The organism is Nannocystis pusilla, from assembly GCF_020073745.1.
In the GTDB taxonomy this organism is placed as follows: Bacteria; Myxococcota_A; Polyangia; order Nannocystales; family Nannocystaceae; genus Nannocystis; species Nannocystis radixulma.
In genome coordinates this window covers 32,824-56,112 of record NZ_JAIRAU010000012.1, presented here as the reverse complement: position 1 = coordinate 56,112, position 23,289 = coordinate 32,824, and the positions used below count along the sequence as shown (strand labels likewise).

General features: G+C 70.8%; 19 protein-coding genes. 10 read left to right on the top strand and 9 right to left on the bottom strand.

Annotated elements, in window-relative coordinates; genetic code table 11:
* Positions 1–91: 91 nt before the first annotated feature.
* Genes K7C98_RS12940 through K7C98_RS12925 form a run of 4 tightly spaced genes read right to left on the bottom strand, consistent with a single transcriptional unit; the run spans position 92 to position 5,309 of the window.
* Positions 92–1,390, bottom strand: coding sequence for a hypothetical protein (locus K7C98_RS12940; RefSeq protein ID WP_224191938.1), 1,299 nt, complete (start codon positions 1,388–1,390; stop codon positions 92–94).
* A gap of 25 nt (positions 1,391–1,415) precedes the next feature.
* The gene (locus K7C98_RS12935; RefSeq protein ID WP_224191937.1) at positions 1,416–2,717 is read right to left on the bottom strand and encodes a hypothetical protein; all 1,302 of its coding nucleotides are present in this window, start codon (positions 2,715–2,717) and stop codon (positions 1,416–1,418) included.
* Positions 2,714–4,027 carry a hypothetical protein gene (locus K7C98_RS12930; protein WP_224191936.1) on the bottom strand — a complete coding sequence of 438 codons (1,314 nt, stop codon included), beginning with the start codon at positions 4,025–4,027 and terminating at the stop codon, positions 2,714–2,716. Before K7C98_RS12930 ends, K7C98_RS12935 begins: the two co-directional genes overlap by 4 nt.
* Positions 4,020–5,309 (bottom strand): hypothetical protein, encoded by a 1,290-nt coding sequence (locus K7C98_RS12925; RefSeq protein WP_224191935.1) that lies wholly within the window; start codon positions 5,307–5,309, stop codon positions 4,020–4,022. Before K7C98_RS12925 ends, K7C98_RS12930 begins: the two co-directional genes overlap by 8 nt.
* A gap of 250 nt (positions 5,310–5,559) precedes the next feature.
* Here K7C98_RS12925 and K7C98_RS12920 point away from each other — a divergent pair, with 250 nt between their 5' ends.
* Positions 5,560–6,207 carry a hypothetical protein gene (locus K7C98_RS12920; RefSeq protein ID WP_224191934.1) on the top strand — a complete coding sequence of 216 codons (648 nt, stop codon included), beginning with the start codon at positions 5,560–5,562 and terminating at the stop codon, positions 6,205–6,207.
* On the top strand, positions 6,195–6,557 hold the full coding sequence (locus tag K7C98_RS12915) for a hypothetical protein (protein WP_224191933.1): 363 nt from the start codon (positions 6,195–6,197) through the stop codon (positions 6,555–6,557). Before K7C98_RS12920 ends, K7C98_RS12915 begins: the two co-directional genes overlap by 13 nt.
* 183 nt (positions 6,558–6,740) lie before the next feature.
* Here K7C98_RS12915 and K7C98_RS12910 read toward each other — a convergent pair whose 3' ends face one another.
* Positions 6,741–7,316 carry a hypothetical protein gene (locus tag K7C98_RS12910; protein WP_224191932.1) on the bottom strand — a complete coding sequence of 192 codons (576 nt, stop codon included), beginning with the start codon at positions 7,314–7,316 and terminating at the stop codon, positions 6,741–6,743.
* Positions 7,317–7,425: 109 nt separating this feature from the next.
* Here K7C98_RS12910 and K7C98_RS12905 point away from each other — a divergent pair, with 109 nt between their 5' ends.
* From K7C98_RS12905 to K7C98_RS12885, 5 genes are all read left to right on the top strand, one after another.
* The gene (locus tag K7C98_RS12905; RefSeq protein ID WP_224191931.1) at positions 7,426–7,587 is read left to right on the top strand and encodes a hypothetical protein; all 162 of its coding nucleotides are present in this window, start codon (positions 7,426–7,428) and stop codon (positions 7,585–7,587) included.
* Between the two features lie 73 nt (positions 7,588–7,660).
* Entirely contained in the window at positions 7,661–8,911 is a 1,251-nt protein-coding gene (locus K7C98_RS12900) for a cytochrome P450 (RefSeq protein ID WP_224191930.1), read from the top strand.
* A 35-nt stretch (positions 8,912–8,946) separates the two neighbouring features.
* On the top strand, positions 8,947–10,890 hold the full coding sequence (locus K7C98_RS12895) for a serine hydrolase domain-containing protein (RefSeq protein ID WP_224191929.1): 1,944 nt from the start codon (positions 8,947–8,949) through the stop codon (positions 10,888–10,890).
* A gap of 219 nt (positions 10,891–11,109) precedes the next feature.
* Positions 11,110–12,378 carry a hypothetical protein gene (locus K7C98_RS12890; RefSeq protein WP_224191928.1) on the top strand — a complete coding sequence of 423 codons (1,269 nt, stop codon included), beginning with the start codon at positions 11,110–11,112 and terminating at the stop codon, positions 12,376–12,378.
* Positions 12,379–12,748: 370 nt separating this feature from the next.
* Entirely contained in the window at positions 12,749–14,377 is a 1,629-nt protein-coding gene (locus tag K7C98_RS12885) for a hypothetical protein (protein ID WP_224191927.1), read from the top strand.
* 73 nt (positions 14,378–14,450) lie between these two features.
* On the opposite strand, the gene K7C98_RS12880 is transcribed toward K7C98_RS12885, so the two are convergent.
* Genes K7C98_RS12880 through K7C98_RS12870 form a run of 3 tightly spaced genes read right to left on the bottom strand, consistent with a single transcriptional unit; the run spans position 14,451 to position 17,261 of the window.
* Positions 14,451–15,452, bottom strand: a complete 1,002-nt coding sequence (locus K7C98_RS12880) for a FecR domain-containing protein (RefSeq protein ID WP_224191926.1) — start codon at positions 15,450–15,452, stop codon at positions 14,451–14,453.
* Positions 15,445–16,005, bottom strand: coding sequence for an RNA polymerase sigma factor (locus K7C98_RS12875; protein WP_224191925.1), 561 nt, complete (start codon positions 16,003–16,005; stop codon positions 15,445–15,447). The genes K7C98_RS12880 and K7C98_RS12875 overlap by 8 nt, the downstream gene beginning before the upstream one ends.
* Positions 16,002–17,261, bottom strand: coding sequence for a hypothetical protein (locus K7C98_RS12870; RefSeq protein WP_224191924.1), 1,260 nt, complete (start codon positions 17,259–17,261; stop codon positions 16,002–16,004). Before K7C98_RS12870 ends, K7C98_RS12875 begins: the two co-directional genes overlap by 4 nt.
* A 128-nt stretch (positions 17,262–17,389) precedes the next feature.
* On the opposite strand from K7C98_RS12870, the gene K7C98_RS12865 reads away from it, so the two are divergent.
* Entirely contained in the window at positions 17,390–17,923 is a 534-nt protein-coding gene (locus tag K7C98_RS12865) for a hypothetical protein (protein WP_224191923.1), read from the top strand.
* Positions 17,920–18,483 carry a hypothetical protein gene (locus K7C98_RS12860; protein WP_224191922.1) on the top strand — a complete coding sequence of 188 codons (564 nt, stop codon included), beginning with the start codon at positions 17,920–17,922 and terminating at the stop codon, positions 18,481–18,483. The genes K7C98_RS12865 and K7C98_RS12860 overlap by 4 nt, the downstream gene beginning before the upstream one ends.
* A 113-nt stretch (positions 18,484–18,596) precedes the next feature.
* On the opposite strand, the gene K7C98_RS12855 is transcribed toward K7C98_RS12860, so the two are convergent.
* The gene (locus tag K7C98_RS12855) at positions 18,597–20,264 is read right to left on the bottom strand and encodes a hypothetical protein (protein ID WP_224191921.1); all 1,668 of its coding nucleotides are present in this window, start codon (positions 20,262–20,264) and stop codon (positions 18,597–18,599) included.
* Positions 20,265–20,662: 398 nt separating this feature from the next.
* On the opposite strand from K7C98_RS12855, the gene K7C98_RS12850 reads away from it, so the two are divergent.
* Entirely contained in the window at positions 20,663–23,065 is a 2,403-nt protein-coding gene (locus K7C98_RS12850) for a pyridoxal-dependent decarboxylase (RefSeq protein ID WP_224191920.1), read from the top strand.
* Positions 23,066–23,289: the final 224 nt, after the last annotated feature.

Sequence of the window (23,289 nt, the reverse complement as noted above, 5' to 3'; positions counted from 1 at the left end):
CTGAACCGCACCCGGGCTCCTCCCGCACGGCCCCGAACTCGCGGTCGGGTACCATCGACGCCGCTGGCTGACGATCGGTCGACGCCGGCGATCAGAGCTCGCAGGCGCGCCAGAGCATCGTGCGATGGTCGGAGCCGAGATTGTCCGTACTCCCGACGATGTCCCCGCGATCGTTCATGAGCGCGGACGCCTCGCCGTATCCCATCGTCGGGGACGGGTACGGCAGTTCCGCCACAGCCCTGCCGTTGCTGACATAGAAGAGCGGCAGATCGACGTCTTTGTCGTCGGCGAGTTGGTCGAACACCCCGACCATGAGACCGTGCCGATTGATGTCGGTGTACCTCCCGTCGTGCGCCGAAGGCGGCGTCGGCAGCCTGCGGATCGCCTCGCCTCGCCACAACACCGGGACCATCTCCAGGTGCTTGGTCATGGCGAGGCCGATGATGTCCCCGCTGTCGTTCAAGTCGAGCGCCTCGGTGACATCACGCATGAGGACCGGCAACATTCGCGCCTCGCCGTCGACCCAGACGTCCGAGCGCCGTCCGACGTCGCAGTCGTACGTGACCACGGCCCTTCCATGCGGGCTCAGCTCCACGGGGCCGATGCCGTACGGTTCACACGTCGTCGGCAAGACCGTCTTCTCGGCGCCCCACTGGACCAGCCTCTCCTCCATCACTTCCGTCCCGTGGAGCTCCGCTGGCACGTAGTCGACCCCGAAGACCGTGTCGTCGTCGCCGAAGGCCAGAACGCGCCCCTCGCCGAGATCCTCGAGGTCGTCGCCGCGCCAGCGATAGACCCGTCCCGGGGCCTCCGCCGCGAGCGTGGTGACCGCCCGGGTCGCCAGCACCAGGTGCCCGCGCTCGTTGAGCTCGCCGTGGGCGAACGGGACGCCGCTCGGGCTCGAGAACCTGGCCGCGAGCGCCCCGTCCTGCCACAGCGCGGCCTCGGTCCAGCGCGGGAGCACCCCCACTTCGGATGTCCCGAAGACCAGGACCTCGTCGCGGTCGTTGATGTCGACCGCGAGCGTCTGGACGAGCCCGTCGATCTCGATCGGTCTCGCCTCGCCGTCGGCCCACACGAACGCCGTCTGCCCGGTCTCGCCCGCGTACCACGCCGGGCCGCGGTGCGGCAGCGCGTCGAGGAGCACGACGCCGTGCTCGTTCAGGCCGCGCAGCCGCTGGCCGCTCTCGTCGACGAGCCCCAGCGGCGGGACGACGGTGCGCTCATAGCACTCGGCGAGCGCGTCGCCGGCCCGCGCCGTCGTCTCCGGTTCGCGCGCGAGCCCGGCGCCGGACGCTGCCAGCGCTGCGGTGAAGGCGAGCCGCGGCGGCCAGGACGGCGCCCGGCGCCGCCGGTGCGGTGAGGAACGTGGAGGCGAAGCGTCTTGCATGGCGAATCTCCGGTGGGCACCACGACTATGACTTGCCGGCTTCACCCGCGCAGGGCCGCCAGTACAACGTAGGAAATCGATAGATGTCGAACTCGCCTTCGACGGACGCGACGACGTCGCCGTGATCGTCGATGAGGAGGCGCGGGATCGAGAACTCATCCCCGACCACCAGCGCAGGGCCGGGGAGCTCCATCACCTCGTCGCCGTCGCTGACGAAGAAGTGGAGCTCCTTGGGGTCGCCCCGGGCGAAGACGCCGACGAGCAGGCCATGCTCGTTCATCGCCCAGAACTCGCTGCTCTCCATCCCGGGCGGGACGGGGAGCTCCGCGAGCTCACCGTCGCCCCGCCACGACACGGGGACCCGGGCGCCGTCTTCGCTCGTCCAGAGGACCCCGAGGACATCGCCACGATCGTTCACATCAATGAGGCTGATATCTCCGCCCAGCGGATTCGCCAGCTCTCGCGCCTCGCCATCGTCCCAGATCGCGCCGTGGCTCTCCCCGTCACACTCGTAGGTCGCCGCCATCTCGCCTTCCCGGCTGAACTTCGGCCAGAAGGACTGCAGCGAAGATTCGCAGGGCGAGGGCAGCACGGTCCGTTCATCGCCCCACCGGACGATCTCACCGGCGACGTCGTCGAATCCGACCACTGCGTCATCGTCGAGGAGGGCGACGGCGTCCCACGATCCGAGCGACTCGAACCTGCCTTCTGCCCATCGATAGACCTCCCGCTCGTAAACCGACCTCAGGGCGACATGACCGCGCTCGTTGATCCAGCCCGCGGGCTCGAAGGAGAAATCTTCCAGCCCGGAGATCCTCACCAGGACCTCGCCGTCTTTCCAGACCACGGCCTCGGTCCAGGAGCCGTTGAACACGTCCGCGTCATGGCCGCCGAGGACCAGGACCTCGTCGCGGTCGTTGATCGCCAGACCCTGGGTGTGCATGAGCCCGTCGATCAGGATGGGGACGGCCTCGGCTCCGGTCCACGTGTACGCCGTCTGACGTTGCGGGAGGTCGCCCACGCTGTCGGCGTCGAGCACGCCGTCGAGCAGGACGACGCCGTTCTCGTTCATGTCTCGCAGGACCTGTCCCCGCTCGTATTCGGGCTCGAGCGGCGGGACGAGCATGAGCTCGTAACAGGCGGGGAGCGGGTCGCCGGCGCGGGCGAAGCCGGACGAAGGCGCCGCCAGCACCGCAGCGAGCACCACCGGCGCGAGCGACGGCCGCTCGTTCATGACAGCCCGGGCGCGAGACCCGGGAAGACGCGTGCGCGACAATGGATGCATGGTGAAATCCTCCGACCTTCGTGCCTCGGCCGCGAGAATCACGGCGACGTCTCGTCCGGGCCGTCCTCACAGGGCCGCCAGTGCAGCGTCCGCCGGTCGTAACCCTCGTGGTCCCCGGACGCCACGATATCGCCGCGGTCGTTGAGTCGGGCCTCGACGCCGAAGAACTGCTGCATCGGCTCCGGGTAAGGCAGCTTCTGCACCTGGTCGTCGTCGGCGACGAAGAAGTGGAACTCCTCGGAGCCGAAGCTGGGCGGCTCGAGCGTGAACGCCCCGACCGTGGCGCCCGCTTCGTTGATGTCGCGGTAAGACCCGTCGTACCGCGACGGAGGAACCGGCAGCTCGATGAGCACGCCGTCGCGCCACAGCACCGGAACGTTCGCCACCGCCTCGTCCACCACCTCGCCGAGGATCTCCCCGCGCTCGTTCACGTCGATCACCGCGGTGTCCCTCCCCGCGAGCGTGGGGAGCTCACGCGGCTCTCCGTCCACCCACGCGACCGCGTGCCGCTCGCCCTCGCACTCGATGGTGGCGGCGATCCTGCCGTTGCCGCTGACCTTCACCTCGGCCGCGGCGAGCGGCGACGTGCACGTCGTCGACAATACCGTCGTCTCGTCGATCCACTTCACGATCTCTCCCTGCGCCGGGTCGAACCCGAACACTTCGTCGTCGTCGTCGAACCCGCCGAGCTCCCATTCGCCGAGTTCGGTGAGCTCGTCGTCACGCCACAAGTAAGCCCGCGACGGCCCCCACCAGCCCGAGTCCTCGCGCATCGCCTGCAGCGCCACGTGGCCTCGCCGGTTGATCCGCCCCGCGGAGAAATACTCCCCGTCGGGTGCGGCGATCACCGCCAGGACCTCTCCATCCCGCCATACGGCCGCGTGACGCTGCCGTGATTCGGCGTCTTCGCGGGCGAGCACGAGCACCGAATCGTCGTCGCTCATCTCGACCGCGCGGGTCTCCCAGAACCCCTCGATCGCGATCGGAACCGCATCGGTGCCGGTCCAGACGAACGCCGAAGGCGGCACCCGACCCTCCCCCCAGGCGCTCTCCTCGGGCAATGCGTCGAGGAGCACATGCCCGCGCTCGTTGAGGTCGACGAGGGCCTGGCCGTTCTCCTCCGCGATCCCGACCGGCGGAATCACCGTGAGCACGTAACAATCGGCAAGAGCGTCGTCCGCTCGCGCCGTCGTCGGTGGCTCGTTCGTCTGGCCCGCGAAGCCCGGCCAGGGCGCCGCGAGGACACCCACGAGCACGACGGGCGGCAGCGCGGGCCAGGCGTGGCGCCTCCCCTTCGGGCTCGACGCGGCATGCGGTAGCACCCAGGACACGAAATGCGATGAGTCAACCATCACGAGACCCTGACTTATGGTTGATGACCCCCGAGCGGATGCCTTCGACCGCACATGGGCGCCAGATCGAGGTCGTCTCGAACTCCCCGTCGTCCCCGGCCACCGCGTTGACGATGACCCCGGCGTCGTTGATCTCGCCGACGACCATCACCCCTCCCCACTGGTCGGACAATTGCTGCGCGCCGTCGCTGTCGCCGACGAAGAAGTAGGGGATGAAGTCGATCTCGAACGTGCCGATGAAACGGCCCTGTTCGTTGATCTCCGCGATGTGTCCGCCCTCGACTCCTTGCGGCAGCGGGATGACCGTGAGCTCGCCGTCCCGCCACAGCGCCGGCGCCCGGCGCTCCTCGAGCACGACCGAACCGACGATGTCGCCGTGGTCGTTCAGATCGCCGATCCAGACCCCTTCGCCCGGCAGCTCCAGCGCCTCGTCACCCGCCCAGGTCATGCCGATCTGGCGCGAGTCGCACTCGAACGCCGCCGCGACCCGCCCATGCCGATTGACTCGCGCCTCGTCCGGCGAGTCGACCGGCGACCGGCAACTCGTGGGCAGCACGCGCCGTTCGGTCCCTCGCCAGACGACGTATCCAGGGACGGCGCGGTCGAACCCGACGACCTCGTCCGCGTCGTTGAAGTCGTGGAGCTCGCTCTCCCCCAGGTCGGCGAGGGCGTCGCCCCGCCAGAGATAGGCGTGTACCGGCGTATCGGACGTATAGTCGTACTCCGACCTCAGGGCCACGTGGCCGTGCGCGTTGATCCGCCCCTCGTCAAACGAGAGGCCGTCCGGCGCGGGGATGGTGGCCACGACCTCGCCGGCCTTCCACACCACCGCGTGTCCCCAAACGACCTCGTCGGCGGCGCCGGTCTCGACCGCCGCGCGCACCAGGACCTCGCCGCGCTCGTTCAGCGCCAGGCCGTCCGTCTGCGCGAAGCCTTCGACCTCGATCGGCTGCGGCTCCGCACCCGCCCACACATACGCCCGCGTGAAAGCCTCGCTCGCGTCGTCCGATTCGCCGAACGGCCCCTGAGCGGCGGTGAGGAGGACGCGACCGCTCTGATCGAGATCGACGAAGAAATCGCTCGCCTCGTCGGGGATCCCGAGCGGTGGAATCACCTCCTCTGTATAACAAAACTCAGATTTCCGCTCACCGGCCCCCGCGGTCGAGCTCGAGCTGAAGAGCGCGAACACGGCGAACGACGCTCGTGCATACGAACGACCATGGAGCCGCAATGACATGCCATCCACCTCCAGATCCACAGGATGAGCAAGGCGACGCTGCACGCAAGCATGCTCAGGCGAAGCGCCCGATCCGCCGCCGCACGCCACACGCCTGGCCGCCGGCATCCGTGGATCGCGTGCAATTGGCTGTGGCCGCTCTTTCACGCGCGGTCCGAGGCCCACTGCCCCGATTTCCTCGCCGAGGTGAACAAGGGCCGCCTCGACAACGGCAAGGCCCTACCGAAGGCGCAGAACGTTGCGCGGCGCGAGTGGTCCAGCTCGATGCTGCTCGTCCCTGCTCAAGCGCCGGCTCGTGGGCGAACGGCTTGTGACCACCAGCACGAACGCTGTTCGCCTTGTTTGCGGTCGAAACGGAGTCGCCCATGAAATCCGTCCGATGGTTCATCATGTCCTGGCGACGGCGCTTCTCTTCACCCACCCCCTCAACCCGTCGCTCGCCCTCGGCGATGAGGATGACGGCGCCTCCGGCACCGACCGACCACTGCCGGAAAAACCCGCGGTTGATGCGAGCGACGGACTTGATCTTCGCACTGGCTTCCTCATTGATGCTTGGGGCGCTGAAGCCGCCGTCGAGTCTTATGTGGTTCCTGGTCGATACGTCGAGGTCGTCGTCTCGCTGGCGGGCCAGCCGCACATCATTATCGCCGGCGACGGCAACGATGACAAACGTGTGTGGCTCTCCGAGCGTGCAGGGGAGATGGGCTTGCGCTCTGAATTTCTGCAGCATGTCGGGAGCGACGAGGCCTTGTTCGAGGTCCGCAAGAATCCCGCGTGCGGAGTCTTCAAGTGGGCGATCTCGGCGGTGTTGACGGCCGCCTTTGTGAGCTGTTGTACTAACCTGGTCTCCTGCGTTGGGTGTACGATCGTCGGAAAGAACACTCAGAAGAAGATTGACGGCATCAATTGTAACAATGAATGTAAACCAGAATGTCCGATCTGATACACCAGAACGACCTGGCCCTTCAGAAGGCCAGCGGACGCGGTAACCTCTCCCGGCCTCAGCGGTGGGGCATCCTGCCTACGCTTTCGTTCTGGAACCGGCGCGATGTCTGGCGGCATGCGAAGTGGTTCATCGTGCCATGCCTGCTGTTCTGGACGTATGTCCTGCAAGATCTTTGGTATGGAATTATACCGTGGTGGGCTTCGACCGCCCTCTACCTTCTCGCGATTACCTTCGGACTCGGACTCTTCGAGCGTTACATCCGTCGCAAGCTCCGGCAACGGTATGAGGCCATCGCTGCCGGCGACGAGTCGCAGTCCGAGCTCGGGCCCAGGGGCAACGAGACGTGAAGTCGCCGACGTCCGGCTCCGGACCGCGGCGCCGAGCGCGTCGCTCCGCCTCCACGGCGTGACCGTCCTCGACGTCCTGCCGCCCGCGCGTGACACCGCGGATGACGACCTCGTCGAGGCGACGGACGAAGAGCTCGCGTCGGACGAAGGATCGACCCTCGCCGAGCGGACGTGAATCGCCGGCTACTCGCACCACCGCGGTTGAATCGACTGGCCATGCCTCTGCATGAATTGGGTGCCTTCCTCAAAGTCGGCGAGCGTGGCGCCCGACCAGAACGCGGTCTTGCAGGTGGACGCGTCGCACTGGCCCCCGAGCGTCATCCATTCCTGGGTGCTGTTCGCGACGACGTCGCAGACACACAACGCCCTGTCGGGGTTGGCGGGGTCGACCGTGCAAGGCTTGTTCAGGCACCACGTCCACGGAGTGTTCTGCGCGCACTTCATCGCCTCCTTGCCCTGGGCGAACTGCGCCAGCGAGAACATCGAATACACCACCTCGGTGCCGTACCTCCCCTGCGTCGGCGCCACCTGGTCGCACGGGACCGACGCCATGCTGTTGCCCTGCAAGACCTCGCACGAGCACGCCGCCTGGCTCGAATTCGGCAGCGGGACGCACGGAGCCGACGTGCACAACGCGAACGTGCCTTCGCACAGATAATTCTGGGCGCCGCTTTCGACCCCGCACCACCCGAGGACGGCGGCCACGGCCGCGGCGACGAGCCACAGGGGAGAGAACGACGAGTGCTTGAATGGACGCATGCGAGAATGTCCCATGTCGTGACGAGTCGGTCGAGGATGAGGCCCGATGAATGTTCGCGCCTCCCGCCAGGGCCGTGCCGGCGCGCGAAGACGGACGCCCCCGGTCTGCATGCGGGCGGCGCAGGCCGGCGACAGCTCGACCCGGCTCCACGGCGGCGCCGGCCGCGGCCTCGCGCGCTGCAAGGAGATGGTCCCCCTGATGCAGAGCACGATCGCCGCCAGCGTCGTCGGCGAGGGCAGCTCGTTCACCGTGCCCCTCCCGGCGGCTTGACGCGCCCCTCGGGTGTGCACCGATTCACGGACCACGCGCCCGCGTGCAGGCTGACGAATGGAGGGCCCTGCCCATGAGTGAATCGGAGCCGATCGATCCCGCCTCTCTCGCCGGCCACAATCCGTTCGACTTCGCGCAGATGGCCGATCCGTACCCGTTCTACGCCGCCGCGCGGCGGGCCACGGCCGCGTTCTTCAACGCCCCGCTCAACAGCTGGTTCATCACCCGGCCCGAGGACATCCAGGCGATCTACCGCGACCCGGCGCGCTACTCCTCCAGGTACATCATGAGCGCTCACAAGGAGCTGCCCGCCGAGGTCGTGGCGGTGTTCGCCGGGCGAGCGCCGTGGCTGCCGACGCTGCTGACCACCGACCCGCCCGACCACACGCGCATGCGCAGCCTGCTGGTCAAGGGTTTCGCGCCGCAGAGCATCGCCGCGCGCGAACCGGCGATCCGGCGGCTGGCCGACGAGCTGATCGACGGTTTCGTCGCCGACGGACACGCCGACGTCGCGCGGCAGTTCGCGTTCCCGTTCACGGCCATGGTCATCGGCGACATGCTCGGCATGCCGCGCGGCGACATCGACCGGCTCAAGGCGTGGTCGGGCGACTGGTTGCGGCTGATCTGGTGCGTCGAGCCGCTCGAGCGCCTCGTCGAGTCGGCGCGCGGCCTGCTCGCGTTCCAGCGCTATTTCGCCGGGGTCATCGCCGAGCGGCGGGCCCGCCCCGGCGACGACCTGCTGTCGGTGCTGATCCAGGCCCGGCTCGACGACGGCGATCGCCTGAGCGAGGAGGAGCTGGTGGCGGTGCCGATGCAGCTCATCGTCGGCGGCCACGAGACGACGATGTTCGCCATGAGCAACGCGCTCGCGCTGCTGATGACGCGCCCCGCCGACCTCGCGGCCGTGCGCGCCGATCCGGGCCTGCTCCCGCGATTCATCGAGGAGGTGCTCCGCTACGAGACGCCGCTGCTGTTCAATCAGCGCCAGACCACCGCCGAGGTGACCATCGGCGACGTGACCATCCCGGCCGACAGCTCGTTGCAGCTGCTGCTCGCGGCCGCCAACCGCGACGACACGCAGTTCGCCGAACCGGACCGCTTCGATCCGGGGCGCGCCCACGCCGACCGGCACTTCTCGTTCGGCCGCGGGATCCACTTCTGCCTCGGCGCCGCCCTGGCCCGGCTCGAGCTCCGCGTCGGCATCGAGCGATTGCTGGCCCGACTGCCCGACCTGCGCCTCGACGGACCGCTCGAGCGCGCACGAGTGATCCTGTTCTTCGGCTACGATCGCCTGCCGCTGGCCTGGGGCCCCGCGCCGGGGTGATTGTCACGCCGCCGGCCGCCCGGCATCCTGGCGGTATGCGTCCCCTTATCCTGGCTTGTCTCATCGTCTCCTCGAGCGGCTGCGCGCGTGTCGTCGCCCCTGCCCCGGCTGCGCGCGCCCCGGTCGCGACCGCGGAGCCGGCCGTCACCCCGCCACCGCAGCTCGTGCAGCGCCGCATCGAGCCGAGCGATCCGCCGCCGGTGTTCCTCGACCCGGAGCGCCGCGCCCGGCTCGAGGCCGCGTTTCCCGCGATTGACGCCTACTTGCAGCAGACCGTCGCGCGCGACCGGCTCGTCGGCCTCGCGGCGGGGATCGTGATCGACTCCGAGCTGGCGTGGTTCCGCGGCTACGGCCATCGCGACCCCGAGCGCGGGCTCCCGGTCGAGCGCGACACCGTCTTCGGCGTCGGCTCGATCACCAAGACCTTCACCACGCTCGCGCTCCTGAAGCTGCGCGACGAGGGGCGCCTCGACCTCGACCGTCCGGCCGCGATCTACCTCCCCGAGCTCGACGCGATCGCCTACCCGACCGCCGACAGCCCGCCGATCACGATCCGCCACCTCCTCACGCACACCTCCGGGCTCCCGCGCATGGGCAACTTCGCCGAGTACCCGGCGACGCCGCCGGGCCGCGCCGAATTCCTGGCGACGCTCGCCGGCGTCGGCCTCGACCGTCCGCCCGGTCAGCGCTACGTCTACTCCAACTTCGGCGTCCAGCTGCTCGGCCCGCTCGTCGAGGCGGTCGCCGGCGTCGATCATCGCACCTACATCCGCGACGCGATCTTCACGCCGCTGGGCATGGGCAACACCGCGTTCATCCCCGAAGATGTCCCCGGGGACAGGATCGCCGTCGGCCACGAGCGCCTGCCGGGCCAGGAGCCGCGCCCCCGCCCGCACTGGCGCCCCGGGGCCACCGACGCGGCCGGCGGCGCCTACTCGAGCGTCCAGGATCTCGCCCGCTACGCCGCCTTCAACCTCGCCGCCTGGCCCGCGCGCGACGAGCCCGACCCCGGCCCGGTGCGCCGCGCCACCCTCCGCGAGGCCCACACCCTCACGACGCTCGCCGGCTTCTCGGCCGAATCGATGGCCCACGCCCCGGCGCGCGCCAGCGTCCACGGGATCGGCCTCGGCTTCAGCGTCCGGACCGACTGCCGCTACGACCACGTCGTCGCCCACAACGGCAAGACCCTCAACTATCGCTCCATGATGTTGATGCTGCCGACGCGCGGCGTCGCCGTGATCCTGATGACGAATTTGTCTTCGATCTCGAGCCGCGTGCTGCCGGCCGACGCCGCCAAGGTCCTCGACCTCCTCGCCGACACCGGCGCCCTCGAGCCGCGCAAGCACGCGCCCTCGCCCGACCTGCTCGCGGCCGCCGCTCGCCTCGGCGCGCTCATCGGTCAGTGGGACGACGCCGCCCACGCGAGCCTGTTCTCCGCCGACTTCCGCGACGCCTATCCGACCGAGACCACCGCCAATGAGCTCGCCGAGTGGCGCGCGCTCGTCGGCGCCTGTAGCGATCCTCGCGCCCTCACGCTCGAGGAGCCGCGGGCCGGCGCCGTCGAGCTGACCTGCGAGCGCGGCGTGCTCCGGGTCGAGCTGCGCGTCGCCCCGTGGCCGGGCGCGCCGATCACCTCGTTCGACATCGACCGCACGACCGGCCTCGCCCCCGCCCCCGAACTGGCCCGCGCCGCCGAACGCTCGCTGCTGCTGCTCCACCGCTGGAACGGGCGCGAATTCAAGGACCTCTTCACCGCCAAGTTCAGCGTCGACGAGATGCGCCGCGGCCTCGCCGACGCCGCCGAAGAGTACGGCCGCTGTCGCCTCGCCGCGCCCCACGTCCTCGGCGCCCGCAAGGCCGCCTTCGCCTTGACCTGCGAGCGCGGGGCCCCGACCCTGAGCCTCGAGCTGGCGAAGGACGACCCGACGAAGATCGCCTGGCTCGACCTCCGCGAGCAACGCGACGGGCCGTGCCGCTGACGGACCCGGATGAAAGGCCGTCAAGCAGGAGACGGGGCCCCCGATTCTTGCGCACGCTCGCAGGGTCCCGCGACCCGCGCGGCCTCCTGGCGAGGAGATCCAGGCCGCGCACCTCCCGTGCTCGGGATCACAGCGCCCGGCGACGCGGCCCGGCGCCGTCCTGCGCGGCGATCCGGACGGGCTGGAGATCCTCGCCGACAGCCTCTATCGTCCCCGCCGATGAGCGCCACGGCAGTGCATTCGGACCACCAACCTCGCCCGGATCAGTTCGGCGGCCCCTGGGGCGCGCTGCTGCTGACGATCGTCATGCCGGCCGTCAGCTTCTACCTGTGGTCCGCGGTCGCGCAGCACGGCGGCTCGCTGTGGCTGCCGCGCTCGAGCGCCGAGTTGCTGGCGATGTTCCCGGCGCCGACCTGCGACGCCGCCGCGATGTTCGCCGCGTGGCTCGGCCTGCAGGCGCTGCTCTACGTGTACGGGCCCGGGCGCGTGGTCGAGGGCCGGCCGACCGAGCACGGTGAGCGCGCGGAGTACCGGATCAACGGCCTGTTCGCGTTCGCCGTGTCGGCGGCGCTGCTCGTCGCCGGGATCGCCGTCGACCTCGTGTCGCCGAGCGCCGTGCTCGCGCAGCTCGGGCCGCTGCTCACGATCGCCACCCTGTTCGCCGTCGTCGCCTCGGCCCTCAGCTACGTCGCCGGCCGGCGCCGCGCGCACCTCGAGCGGAGCACCGGCAACGCGATCTACGACTTCTACATGGGCGCGATCCTCAACCCGCGGCTCGGCCGGCACGACCTGAAGTTCTTCTTCGAGTCGCGGGTCGGCATGGCCACCTGGGGCGCGTTCGCCATCCTGATGCCCGCGGCGGAACTGCAGGCGACCGGGTCGCTGTCGACGGCGATGCTGGTCGTCAGCCTGTGCCAGCTGTTCTACATCGTCGACTTCTTCGTGTTCGAGTCGAACCTGCTGACGATGATCGACATCATCGAGGAGAACCTCGGCTTCATGCTCTGGTTCGCGTTCCTCGTGTGGATGCCGTTCAACTTCACGCTGCAGCAGCAGTACGTGCTCGCGGCGCACCCGTCGCTGGCCACCGCCGCCGCGATCGCGCTGGTCGTCATGCACGTCGCCGGCTACTACGTGTTCCGCGACTCGAACCTGCAGAAGCAACAGTTCCGCCGCGACCCCTCGCAGCCGATCTGGGGCGAGCGCCCGGTGAGCATGGACACCGCCCGCGGCACCAAGCTGCTGCTGTCGGGCTGGTGGGGCCTCGCGCGCCACTCCAACTACCTCGGCGACCTCACCATGGCCCTCGCCTGGTGCCTCGCGTGCGGCTTCGGCAGCATCGTCCCCTACTTCTACTTCCTCTACTTCGCGCCGCTGCTGCTCGACCGCGAGCGCCGCGACAACGCGATGTGCAAGCGCAAGTACGGCGCCGACTGGGACCGCTACTGCGAGAAGGTCCCCTACCGCATCGTGCCGTTCGTCTACTGACGCCCGCCCAGCCGCACCGCCGCTGCTCCTGCCCGCTCCGGCCCCGAGCGCCACTCAGGACTCGGCCTGGCTCGACGCTCCAGCGCGGCGGGCCCGCTCGTGCGCGGTCGAGGCCGTGTCGCCGGCGTTCGGCCCCGAGCCGGACATGGCCGATGCGCGGGCCCGATGCGCGCGCATCCGCGGCGCGCATACCCACCCTCGCCGCGCATCGTCGCAGCACGGACATCGCCGTGATCTCGAGGCTTTCCCGCGACGGCGCCTCGGTCCGTGCCTTGCTTTGCTCGGGCTCGCGATGACACGTTTCAACGACATACGGGTCTCCACAATCCACGATCGTTTTCCCCACCGGAGCGCGCGTCTCGCGGGTCTGTTGGCCCTCGGGCTGGCCGGGCTGACGGCGACGCAGGCCCGCGCCCTATGTCCTGACGGCGCCGTCGGCAGTTGTCAGTTGCCGGGCGGTTGTACGGGCGAGCGCCAGTGCGACGGCGGCTCCTGGGGGCCCTGCGAGCCGGTCGTCACGTCGTGCGAGCTGGCCAACGGCTGCCCGGGCCTGTCGACGTGCGCCGGCGGCCAGTCGTCGTGCCAGCCGATCGCCGGCGACAAGCTCTGCGCGGTCTGTTACGGCACCGGCACCCAGCAGTGCGACGCCGAGGGCAACATCGTGACCCCCTGCACGCGCGTCGAGGTCTGCAACTTCTGCGACGACGACGGCGACGGGCTGATGGACGAGGACTTCTCGTGTCAGCCGGTCCGGGACTGCGGACGTGGGATCGAGATCTGCGCGGACGACATCGACAACGACTGCGACTCGTCGGTCGACGAGGACTGCAGGACGCCCGATCTGACGTTCGCGCACGCCGGCCAGGGCGCCAACACCTGGCTGCAGTGGACCGCGGCGCCGCGGGGCGTGGCCGACCTGACGAGCCTGTTCTGGCCCAAGCTCGCGCCGCCCGAGCTCGTCATCGGCGGCGAGATCAACCGGATCCGCATCGGCGAGGGGGTGTACGCCTTGACCTGCCCCGAGAAGAACTACGGCGGTGAATGTCGGCCCTGGACGTCCCTGGGCGACGGGTTCTTGCCCTGGAGCGGGGAGATCATGTCCTACCTGCGCTACCGCTTGCGAGACTTCGAACTGTGGAGCGACTACCAGGTGTCGCTGTGGCCGGACGACACCGAACCGGCGAACGACGACGACGGTGACAACGTCGCCACCCACATCCAGGGCCTCGCGCACGACGACGAGAACTGGTTCGTCTCTCGCATGGGCGCGCTGTACCAGATCCCGCTGAGCGAGGACCTGGAGGACGAGGACACGCAGATCTGGACGGAGCGAAGGTTCATCCCGGCAGAATGCCCCGGCCGCAATCACATCGGCGACATCGATCAGTTCGAGGGCATCGTGTTCGCGCCGATCGAGAAGAAGGACGCGATCCTCGGCGATCCGGGGCCCATGATCGCGATGTACGAATCGAGCACCCTCGACCTGCTGGACGTCAAGCACTTCCCCCCCAACACGCAGACCCGCGCGGGATGGGTGGCGATCAACCCCGTCGACGGCCTGCTCTACTCCGGCGACCAAAACTACACCATCCACGTCTACGAGTGGCGCGGCGACTCGACCGAGCTCGAGCTCCTCTACACCCTCGCCATGCCCACGAACGTCAAGGCATTCGGCAAAGGCAACGGCCTGGCGTTCTCCGACAGCGGCCACATGTACGGAGCCGAGATCACGAACGACTGGGGCCTCAACCCGGTGTACCTGTACGTGTTCCACGTGGTCGGGCGCGAGGTGACCTTCAACAAGAACGTCCTCCTCATCGACGACTTCGAGGGCGACCACGACGTGCTCGAGGGCCTCGACGTGATGCGCACCGACCTCCTGAGCGATACTCATCCGCAGCTTACGGGAGGCGTTCACGTCGTCTTCTGGAATCCCGACGCCATCGACGACAACTGGACGATCCTCCACGTCGACGTCGACGACCCCAGCCTCCTCTGATCGCGACGACGGCCTCCCTCGACGCGGCCGTCGGCGACGTGTCCGGTCAAACATGTTTGAATAGACACGTCGCTCACCGCTCCGCGCAGCCGAGCCTGGCCTGCGAGCGCGCGACGATCTCGTCGCGCGGCCCGCCCGGGAACCGCTCGCGGTGCGCTCGCCAGTGGGCGCACGCCGCCGCCGCGTCGCCGAGCTGGCGCTCGAGCAGCGTCCCGATCTCGAACGACACCAGCTGGCGCGAGCGGGCCGACCACGCCTCGGAGTCGGCCGCGCGCAGGCGATCGACCGCCGCCCGAAAGCGGCCCTCGCGGCGCAGCGTCGCCACCTCCGCCAGCACCTCGGCGAGCCCCGCGTCGCTCGACGGCGCCGCCACGGTCGCGGGCGGCGGGCGGCGCCGCGGAGCCGGCGACACCGGCGGCGCCGCGGGAGCCGGCCACGCGAGCTCCTGCCCGGCCTCGAGCGCCACGACCGAGCCGTCCCCGGCGCGCACGCGCAGCCGGCCCTCGAGCAGCGAGACCCTGCCGGCGCCGTCGCGCTGGCGGACGATGAAGCGCGTGCCGACGACCTCGATGTCGATCGCCCCGGCGATCACGTGCAGCGGCCGCCCGGGCCGCGGATCGACCTCGAACATCACCTCGCCCTCGCGCACCGTCACGCGATCGCCGGCCCGCTCGAGCCGCGCCGGCGCCCACGCGCTCACCCGCACGCCGTCGCCCGCGAGGCAGACGTCGCTGTCCAGCCGCAGCGCGCCCGCGCCGAGCTCGCCGCACGGCGGCTGCGGCGGCGCGGAGCTCTCGCCCGCCGTGCTCGCCGGCGCGACCGGCTCGCGGCGCGCGACCGCGTCGTGCACCGCGGCCTCGCGGCGCTCGAGCAGCAGCACCGCCATCAGCGCCGCCCCGGCCGCGAACGCGACCATCGGCCACCAGCGCAGCCGGGCCCGCAGCGACCGGGCCTGGGCGTGCCGCACCAGCGACTGCCGGACCCGTTCGCTCGCCACCGGCGACATGCCGCGCCGCGCCAGCGCCTCGTCGACGGCCCGGATCCGCGCGATCGCTTCGGGCTCTCGCTCACTCATCGAGCGCCTCCTCCAGCCGCGCGATGCCCCGCGCCAGCAGCTTCGACACGTAGCCCTTCGAGAGCCCGAGGATCTCGCACACCTCGCGCTGCGACTTGCCGTCGAGGTGGCACATCCCGACGATCACCCGCTCGCGCGCCGGCAGGGCGGCGAGGGCCGAGCGGGCCCGCTCGAGATCGCGGCGGGCGAACACCTGCTGCTCGGGCGAGGCCTCGGCCACGCGGTCGCGCGCGAGCAACCACCGCACCAGCGGACGGTCGAGGAAGCTGTCGCGCCGCAGCTTGCGCAGGCAGCGATTGCTGGTCACGCGGTACAGCCAGCCGTCGAGCTGCTCGGGGTCGGCGAGCGTCGGCAGGCGGTCGAGCAGGGTGAGGAACACGTCCTGCACGATGTCCTCGGCCCACGCCTCGTTGCCGAGGCCGTAGCGCAGCGCGAGCCGGTACACCGCCGCGTGGTGGCGGCGGTACAGCCGGTCGAGCCGCGCCGCGACGTCGTCGTCACCTCCGACCTCGTCGATCACGTCCACCTTGGAGACCACGGCGCGACCGCTCATCGCCGGCCTCCGCGGCGGAGAGCAATGTCCCAGCCGGCCCCGAACTCGAGCCCCAGCACCAGGTCGCTGCGCCGCCAGCTGATGGCCGTATCGTACACGTGCACCCAGTTCCCGCCCGACCAGCCCGCGCGCAGCCCCGCGAACAACAGCGCGCCGCGGCGGCCGAGCCAGCCGAGCCGCACCGTCGCGCCCGCGCTGGCGCCGACGCGCGTGTCGCGAGCGCCGCCCGTCTGCGCATAATGGTGCAGGTGCACGCCGGCGAACAGCCCGAGCGCCACGACCCCGCGCTCCGCGAACCCGAGCCGCCAGTCGATCGCGGCCGTCGGCGCCGCCTCGACGACGCGCAGCCCCTCGGCCCCCGACGGCACGACGATGCAATCGATCGCCCCGCCGAGCCCGCGCCGCCGGCCGACCCGCACGCCGAATCCGGCGAGCCCGTCGACCGGCCCGCCGGTGCGCGCGAGCACCCCGCCGTGCGCCGCCACCGTGAACACCAGCGCCCGCGGGTCGCTCGACTCCGATGATTCCGCCGGCGCGGGCTGTGATGATTCGGACACCGACGGCGCCGGACGAATGGTGGCACCCTGACCCTCCCACGGGACCGGCTCCGGCACCACCGCGTCGAGCGCCGCCGCGACCTCGGCGAGCAGGATCTCCCGGCCGCGCGCGACCGTCTCGCCCGCCGGCACCTGCGTCGCCGCGGACGACTCATCATCGCAGCTGCCGTCGCCGCCGACCACGTGCACCCGAGCCTCGCCCGAGTCGGCGACGGCGACGCACAGCCGGCGGTCGCCGGCGTTCGGACTTCGCGTCAGCGCGAAGCCGCGGCCGAGCAGCCCGCGCTGCAGTCGCTCGCGCAGCTCCGGATCTCGCGGCGCACCGGACAGCTCGAGCGCCACCGCCGGCTGCGGCTCCGCGGGGCCCGGCTCGACCTCGTCGACCAGCGCCGTCGCCAGCTGCTGGATCTCCAGGCTCACCAGCGCCGGGTCGCCGGCCGGCACCGTCTCGATCCGCAGCCCCGCCCCGCGCGTCTCGATCGTCGCCCCCGTCGCCTCGAGGTGGACCCACACCCGCACACCGGCCACCCGCCCGGCCGGGACCACGCGATACCCATCCTCCAGAAGACGCGCCCCGAGGCGCTGTACCAGCGTCTGCTCGAGCAGCTTCGCCGCGCCGTCGTCGACGGACGTCACGCGCAGCTCGACGCTGGTCTGCGGCGGCGGCGGGGCGAGGAGGGTGGCGAGGAGCAGGAGCACGAGGCGCGTCCCGAAATGACTTCATGCCCGAGCCGGGGCGAAGTTTCCTCGCCGCGGTCATTTTTTGTCGCGCCCTGCAGGGGATGCAGCGCAGGAAACTCCGCTGTCGGCGAGGACTGATCACGGGCATGATTCACGCACCCCCGTTGCTCCTCGTGCTCGCTGTCGCGCTCGTCGCGCCAGCCTGCGACGATCTCGATCTCTTCTGTGAACCAGTGCCCGCCCTGCCCGGCAACCAGAGCGCACACGACCTCGAGGCGTGCCCCGAGCTCCCGCCCGGCGTCGCGCCGATCGACGGCCTCGCGGTCGCGCGGGCGGTCAGTCGCTTCGACGGCCTCGTCCTGACGATGTCGACGCGTCCGCTCGCGTGCGGCGAGCCGGCCTCGCAGCACGGCTACTGCGCCAGCGACGACGACCTCGGCCTCACGCTCGGCCTGCGCGCCGAGGAGTCCGTGCCCGGCACCTATCCGCTGCGTACGCCCGTCTACGTCGAATTCGAGACGCCCGAGGCGCGCGTCCACGGCGGGCACAGCAAGCTCCATCTCGCGGATGTCGAGCTGTTCGCCGTCACCGACACCTGCGTGACCGGCCGGATCGTCGGCCTCGTCGACCAGCACGGGCCCTTCGACGGCGGCTTCCGGGCCCCGAGGTGCACGCCATGATCCGCCGGACGTTCGCCCTCCACCTGCTCGCCGCCGCCTGCGGCTCGCTGCTGGCGCTCGCCTGCGATCCGCCGCAGTGCATCGAGAGCCCCGCCGCCACGCCGCTCGACGTCGCAGCGTGCGAGACCCCGCCCGTCGCGGTCGATCCGCAGATCGCCGGCGCTCACGCCGAGTGGCTCGAGAACGGCGACCTCGTGATCACCTGGACCTCGCTCGGCCTCGAGTGCGGCACGCGGGCCGAGAACGTCGAGATCGGCCTCGACTGCGAGCGCACCGGGTGGGTCTTCACGGTCGAGCTCCCGGCGGCGCTCGCGGTCGCCGGGACGATCGACATGGACGCCCACCCCGAGGTGATCGGCACCATGACGGTGATGGGCCCGAGCGGCAGCGGCAAGACCGGCACGATCGGCGACGAGCCGTTCTTCACCGGCCAGCTCGAGCTGACGCAGCTCGACCCCGGCTGCGTGACCGGCGTGCTGCACGGCTTCGGCTCCGGCATCCCCGACCCGACCCTCGGCGGACCCGAGCTGAACGGCGGCTTCCTCGCCCCGACCTGCTGACGCTTTGGACATGTCTTTCAAAGCATGTCCATGAAAACATTTCTTAAAAGACATGTCCTCATCGACATGCCTCTTCAAACATCTCGTCGAGACACACGCGATGACGCGGGACGTCAGTCGCCGAGCGCTGCCCGGAGCGGCGCGCCGTCCGGGCCGAGCGCGCGGGCGAGCTCGGCGACCTCCGCGAGCACGGCGTCGCGCTCGGAGAGCGTGACGCTCCCCTCCTCGAAGTGGGCCCGGATCGCCGCGAGGCGGCGGAGAGCCGGCTCCGCGGCGATCCGCGCCGCGGTCAGGGCGGTGTCGTCGGCGCCCGGCGTGTCGAGCACCAGCGCCGCGGCGGCCAGATCGCCGGAGCGAGCCCGCTTCGTCAGCCAGCCGAGCGCGCGGTCGCCGACCCCCGCGGACCGGAGAGCAGCCACGAGCGCCGCCGGGCTGGTCGCGTCGTCCGCGAGCAACGCGGGCAGCGCGTCGAGCTCGCCGAGCGCCAGGTGAACGCAGGCACGGTCGGCGCCGGCCAGGAACGGCGCCTCGGGCGTCGGCGATTCGCGCAACGCGGCGCGGGTCGGGCCGTCGATCGTGATCGCGGACCGACACAGCACCACGGCGGCATCACGGGCCGCGGTAGCCAGCGCCCCGTCGCTCGCGTCCTCGTGCAGCCCGCTGCGGGCGACCTCCGCGGACAGCCCGAGCGCGCGGGACATCGCCAGGTCCGGCGCGTCGGCCAGCGCGACCGGCTGCGTCGCGCCCTGGAGCACCGCGTCGTGCCAGCCGAGCGCACGTTCGGCCACCGCGATCGGGTCGTGCGGCGACAGCAGGCAGGCCGGCGCTCCGATGGCGGCCAGTCGGCACGCGAGCACGGCTTCGCGGCTGGCGACCGCCCGCGGCGGCGGCCCGCCGTCGAGCCACTCGGCGACGTACAGCGCGTCGCGGCTCGGGCAGTTCACGTCGAGGGCGAGCGCGAGCGGGGCGGCCAGCGGCTCTGTCGCGCCCCGCAACGCCCGGCGCAGCGCCCGGCGGCGTTCACGGTCACGCGCCACCGCCGTCGAGAGCGCGTATGCGGCGTGGGGCGCATATTTCCCGGCGAGCGGGGCGAACGGCTCGGGTCGGCCCTCCGCGAGCGCCGTCAGCACCTGGTCCGCTTCGGCCTCGCCCCGGCCATCGCCCCACCTCCTGCGGGTCAGACTCAGCCACGGCGCGTGCGCCTCGACGAGCTGCCGTGCGAGCGCCTCCTCCAGCAGGTCGAGCTCGTACGAGTCTCCGGTGCGCAGCGCGGCGAGGGAGCGCGCCTCGAGCGTCGCCGGATCTGGCAGCTCCACCTCCCGGTTCGGGACGCCCCCGACCACCCCGTCCGCGAGCGATCCACCGTGGTGCTTCGTCGCCACCAGGCGGCCGCGGTCGAGCTCATGCGGCCACACGTCCAGCCGGCCCGGATCACACAGCTCCGCGAGGTCCGGCATGGATTCGTACAGCTCGTGCAGCTCCGCGCGCAGGAACAGGTCCGGGGCATCCTGCAGGATCGTTTCGATGGTCCGCAGGCCGAGCGCGTGCCGGCCGGCGACCGCGCGGATCGTCGCTGCCCGGCGCCCCAGCCGGTCCAGCGCGGCGTCCGAGCGGGTGATCAGAGCGAGGCCGTGTCTGCCCATCACCGCGTCCCCGGGCGTGAACAGGGCCCACCACGCGATCGGGACGAAGCCCTTGGCCCACGCGACGAGGCGATCCTCGGGATCGCGAGGACGGAGATCGGGGTGGGACGTGAGGCGGAGGGACAGGTCGATGCCCATGGGCGCTCCTGGAGCGCCGAACCTACCACGGCGCAAATACGTCGAGCGGCGGCAGCACCTCTGAATGTCGACCCCGTGACCCCCTCGGCTGCGAGGAGGTCGCGTGAATCGTGCGATCAGTCGACGCCGGGGCCCCAGTTGCCCGGGGCGGCGCGATCGGAACGATGCCGCCCTTCCACAGGTTGATGCCGAGGGCGCGGGGCGCCGTGATCCTGGGCGTCGTGGCATTCTCCGGATCCGCGCTCCGGTGCGCGCTCCACGTGTGCTCGAGAACGACCGCCGCTTCGCCCTGTCGTCGCAAATACGAGGCAATCGGGGGCGGTTGGCCACGCGCGGGGACTGTGCCACGCTCGCCCTCCGCATCAGTTTTTTGGCCCCCCGGGCAGGAGCACGAACAAATGAACAGACGACCCACTCGGCACCGTGGACCTCAGGTCTCCGCCGGCGCCGTCGATCAATTCCTTCAGCAGGTCGAGATCCCCTACCTCGACGGTCCCGGCACCTCCTCGCCCGAGGCGTGGTTCCTCGGCTCCAAGGCCGAGAACGCGGAGGAGTTCGAGCGCCTGATCGTCGAGGCGATCCGCGACCAGGCGTTCTGGCGCCGCAACTTCCACCCCGGCGATCCGACCCTCGTCACCGAGGCGGTCAAGCGCCAGCCCGAATACGTGCAGGCGATGGGCGCGCTGACCGACAGCTACCGCTCGCTCCTCGGCTTCCTCAAGAAGTCGATGCCGTTCTTCAGCACCCGCTACCAGGGGCACATGAACTGGGACACCGCGATGCCGGCCGTGCTCGGCTACTTCGCGGCGATGCTCTACAACCCCAACAACGTCGCCTTCGAGGGCTCGACCGCGACGACGATCCTCGAGCTCCTGGTCGGCGACGACCTGTGCCGCATGATCGGCTACCCGCTCCCGGACAAGGCCGCGTGCCAGGCCGGCGCCGTGCGTCCGTGGGGCCACATCACCTCCGGCGGCACGGTCGCCAACATCGAGGCGATCTGGTCGGCGCGCAACCTCAAGTTCTATCCGATCGCCATGCAGGCGGCGCTGCGCGAGGACCCGTCGCTCGCCGCGGCCAGAGATCTGCGCGTGCGCACGGCCGCCGGTGACCAGGCCGTGCTGCGCGAGCTCGACGTGTGGTCGCTGTGCAACCTGCGGGGCGACGACATCCTGGCCCTCCCGGCGCGCCTCACCGCCGAGCACGGCATCTCGCCCGAGGCCATCACCGAGGCGCTCACGAAGGTGTCGCCGCAGAGCGTGGGCATGCACGCCTTCTTCAGCCGCTACGCGGCCGAGCTGCGCAGCCCGCCGGTGATCATCGTCCCGGCGACGAAGCACTACTCGTTCCCCAAGGCGGCCGCGATCCTCGGGATCGGCGCCGCGAACGTGCTCGACGTCCCGCTCGACGAGAACGCGCGCATGAGCATCCCCGAGCTCGAGCGGATCTTGCAGTCCTGCCTCGCCGAGCGCCGGCCGGTCTACACCGTCGTCGGCGTGATCGGCAGCACCGAGGAGAGCGCCGTCGATCCGCTGCGCGAGATCTTGGCCCTGCGCGAGCAGTTCCGCCAGAAGGGCCTCGAGTTCACCGTGCACGCCGACGCGGCCTGGGGCGGCTATCACGTCAGCATCCTCCGCGACGACGACGACGGCCCGAGCGGCAAGCCGCCCGCCTCCGCCGCGCCTCGCGGCGAGGTCGGGTTCAGCCGCTACACCGGCGAGCAATACGCGGTGCTGCAGCAGGCCGACTCCGTCACCGTCGACCCGCACAAATCGGGGTACATCCCCTACCCCGCCGGCGCCCTCTGCTACCGCAACGCGGCCATGCGCGACCTGGTGACCTTCAAGGCGCCGTACATCCTGCACGCCCAGGACGAGCCCTCGGTCGGCATCTACGGCGTCGAGGGCTCGAAGCCCGGCGCCGCGGTCGCGGCGGTGTTCCTGGCCCACAAGGTCATCCGCCCGACCCGCAGCGGCTACGGCAGCATCCACCGCAAGGCGCTGTTCAACTGCCGGCGGGTCTACGCCCGCCTGCTGTGCATGGCCCGCCCCGAGGACAACTTCGTCGTCGTCCCGGTGCCCCGCCTGCCGGCCGAGATCACCGGCGGCGACGTCGCGGCGCAGATCGAGTTCATCCGCGAGCGCATCGATCGCCGCGACACCGACGAGCTGCTGACCGACGACGAGGCGCTGGCGCTGCTCGCCGAGGTCGGCCCCGACCTCAACATCCTCACCTACGCCTTCAACTTCAAGCGCCCCGACGGCACGATGAACCAGAGCCTGGCGCAGGCGAACCGCCTGAACAAGGCGGTCTACGAGGTCCTGAGCCTCAAGCCGGGCGAGGACCCGTCCGGCCACCCGCTGCTGGTGACCACCACCGACTTCGAGGACGCCCACTACGGCGCGCTGTTCATGGCCGACTACAAGCGCCGGCTCGGCGTCGAGGGGCCGGGGCACGCGGTCACGGTGCTGCGCTCGACGGTGATGAACCCGTGGCTGACCGACTTCGGCGACGACAGCTTCCTCGACATGCTCGAGCGAGAGTTCCGCAAGGCCATCTCGCGGGCGATGTTCCGCGACTCGATGGCCCAGGTGTTCGAGGAGATCGACGCGAACAACGACGGCCGGCTCGAGCGCGCGGAGATCGAGGCGAAGCTGCGGTCGCTGGGCTACCGCGACGAGGAGATCCACGAGTTCCTCCGCGCGAGCGACACCAGCCGCGACAGCACGCTGTCGAAGCAGGAGTTCCTCGAGAGCTACTCGCAGCTGCTCGTCCGCGCGAGCCTCGGCTCCCGACGATAAACGCGAGTGCACGACGGTCCCCGCGCGCAAGTGAGGCGCGGGGCCCGGAGACTGGCGAGAGGCGAGCGAGGGGCGGCGTGGCGGGTCCCTCGCGACGCGAGTCCTGCATGCCAGATGCTCGGCGCGGAGTGTTTTGCTATCACATGTCCGGAGAGACATCCCGCGCCTGCGCGTCAGGCATGGGGCCCCTCGCTGCGTCCCACCACGCCGCCCCTCGCTCGCCT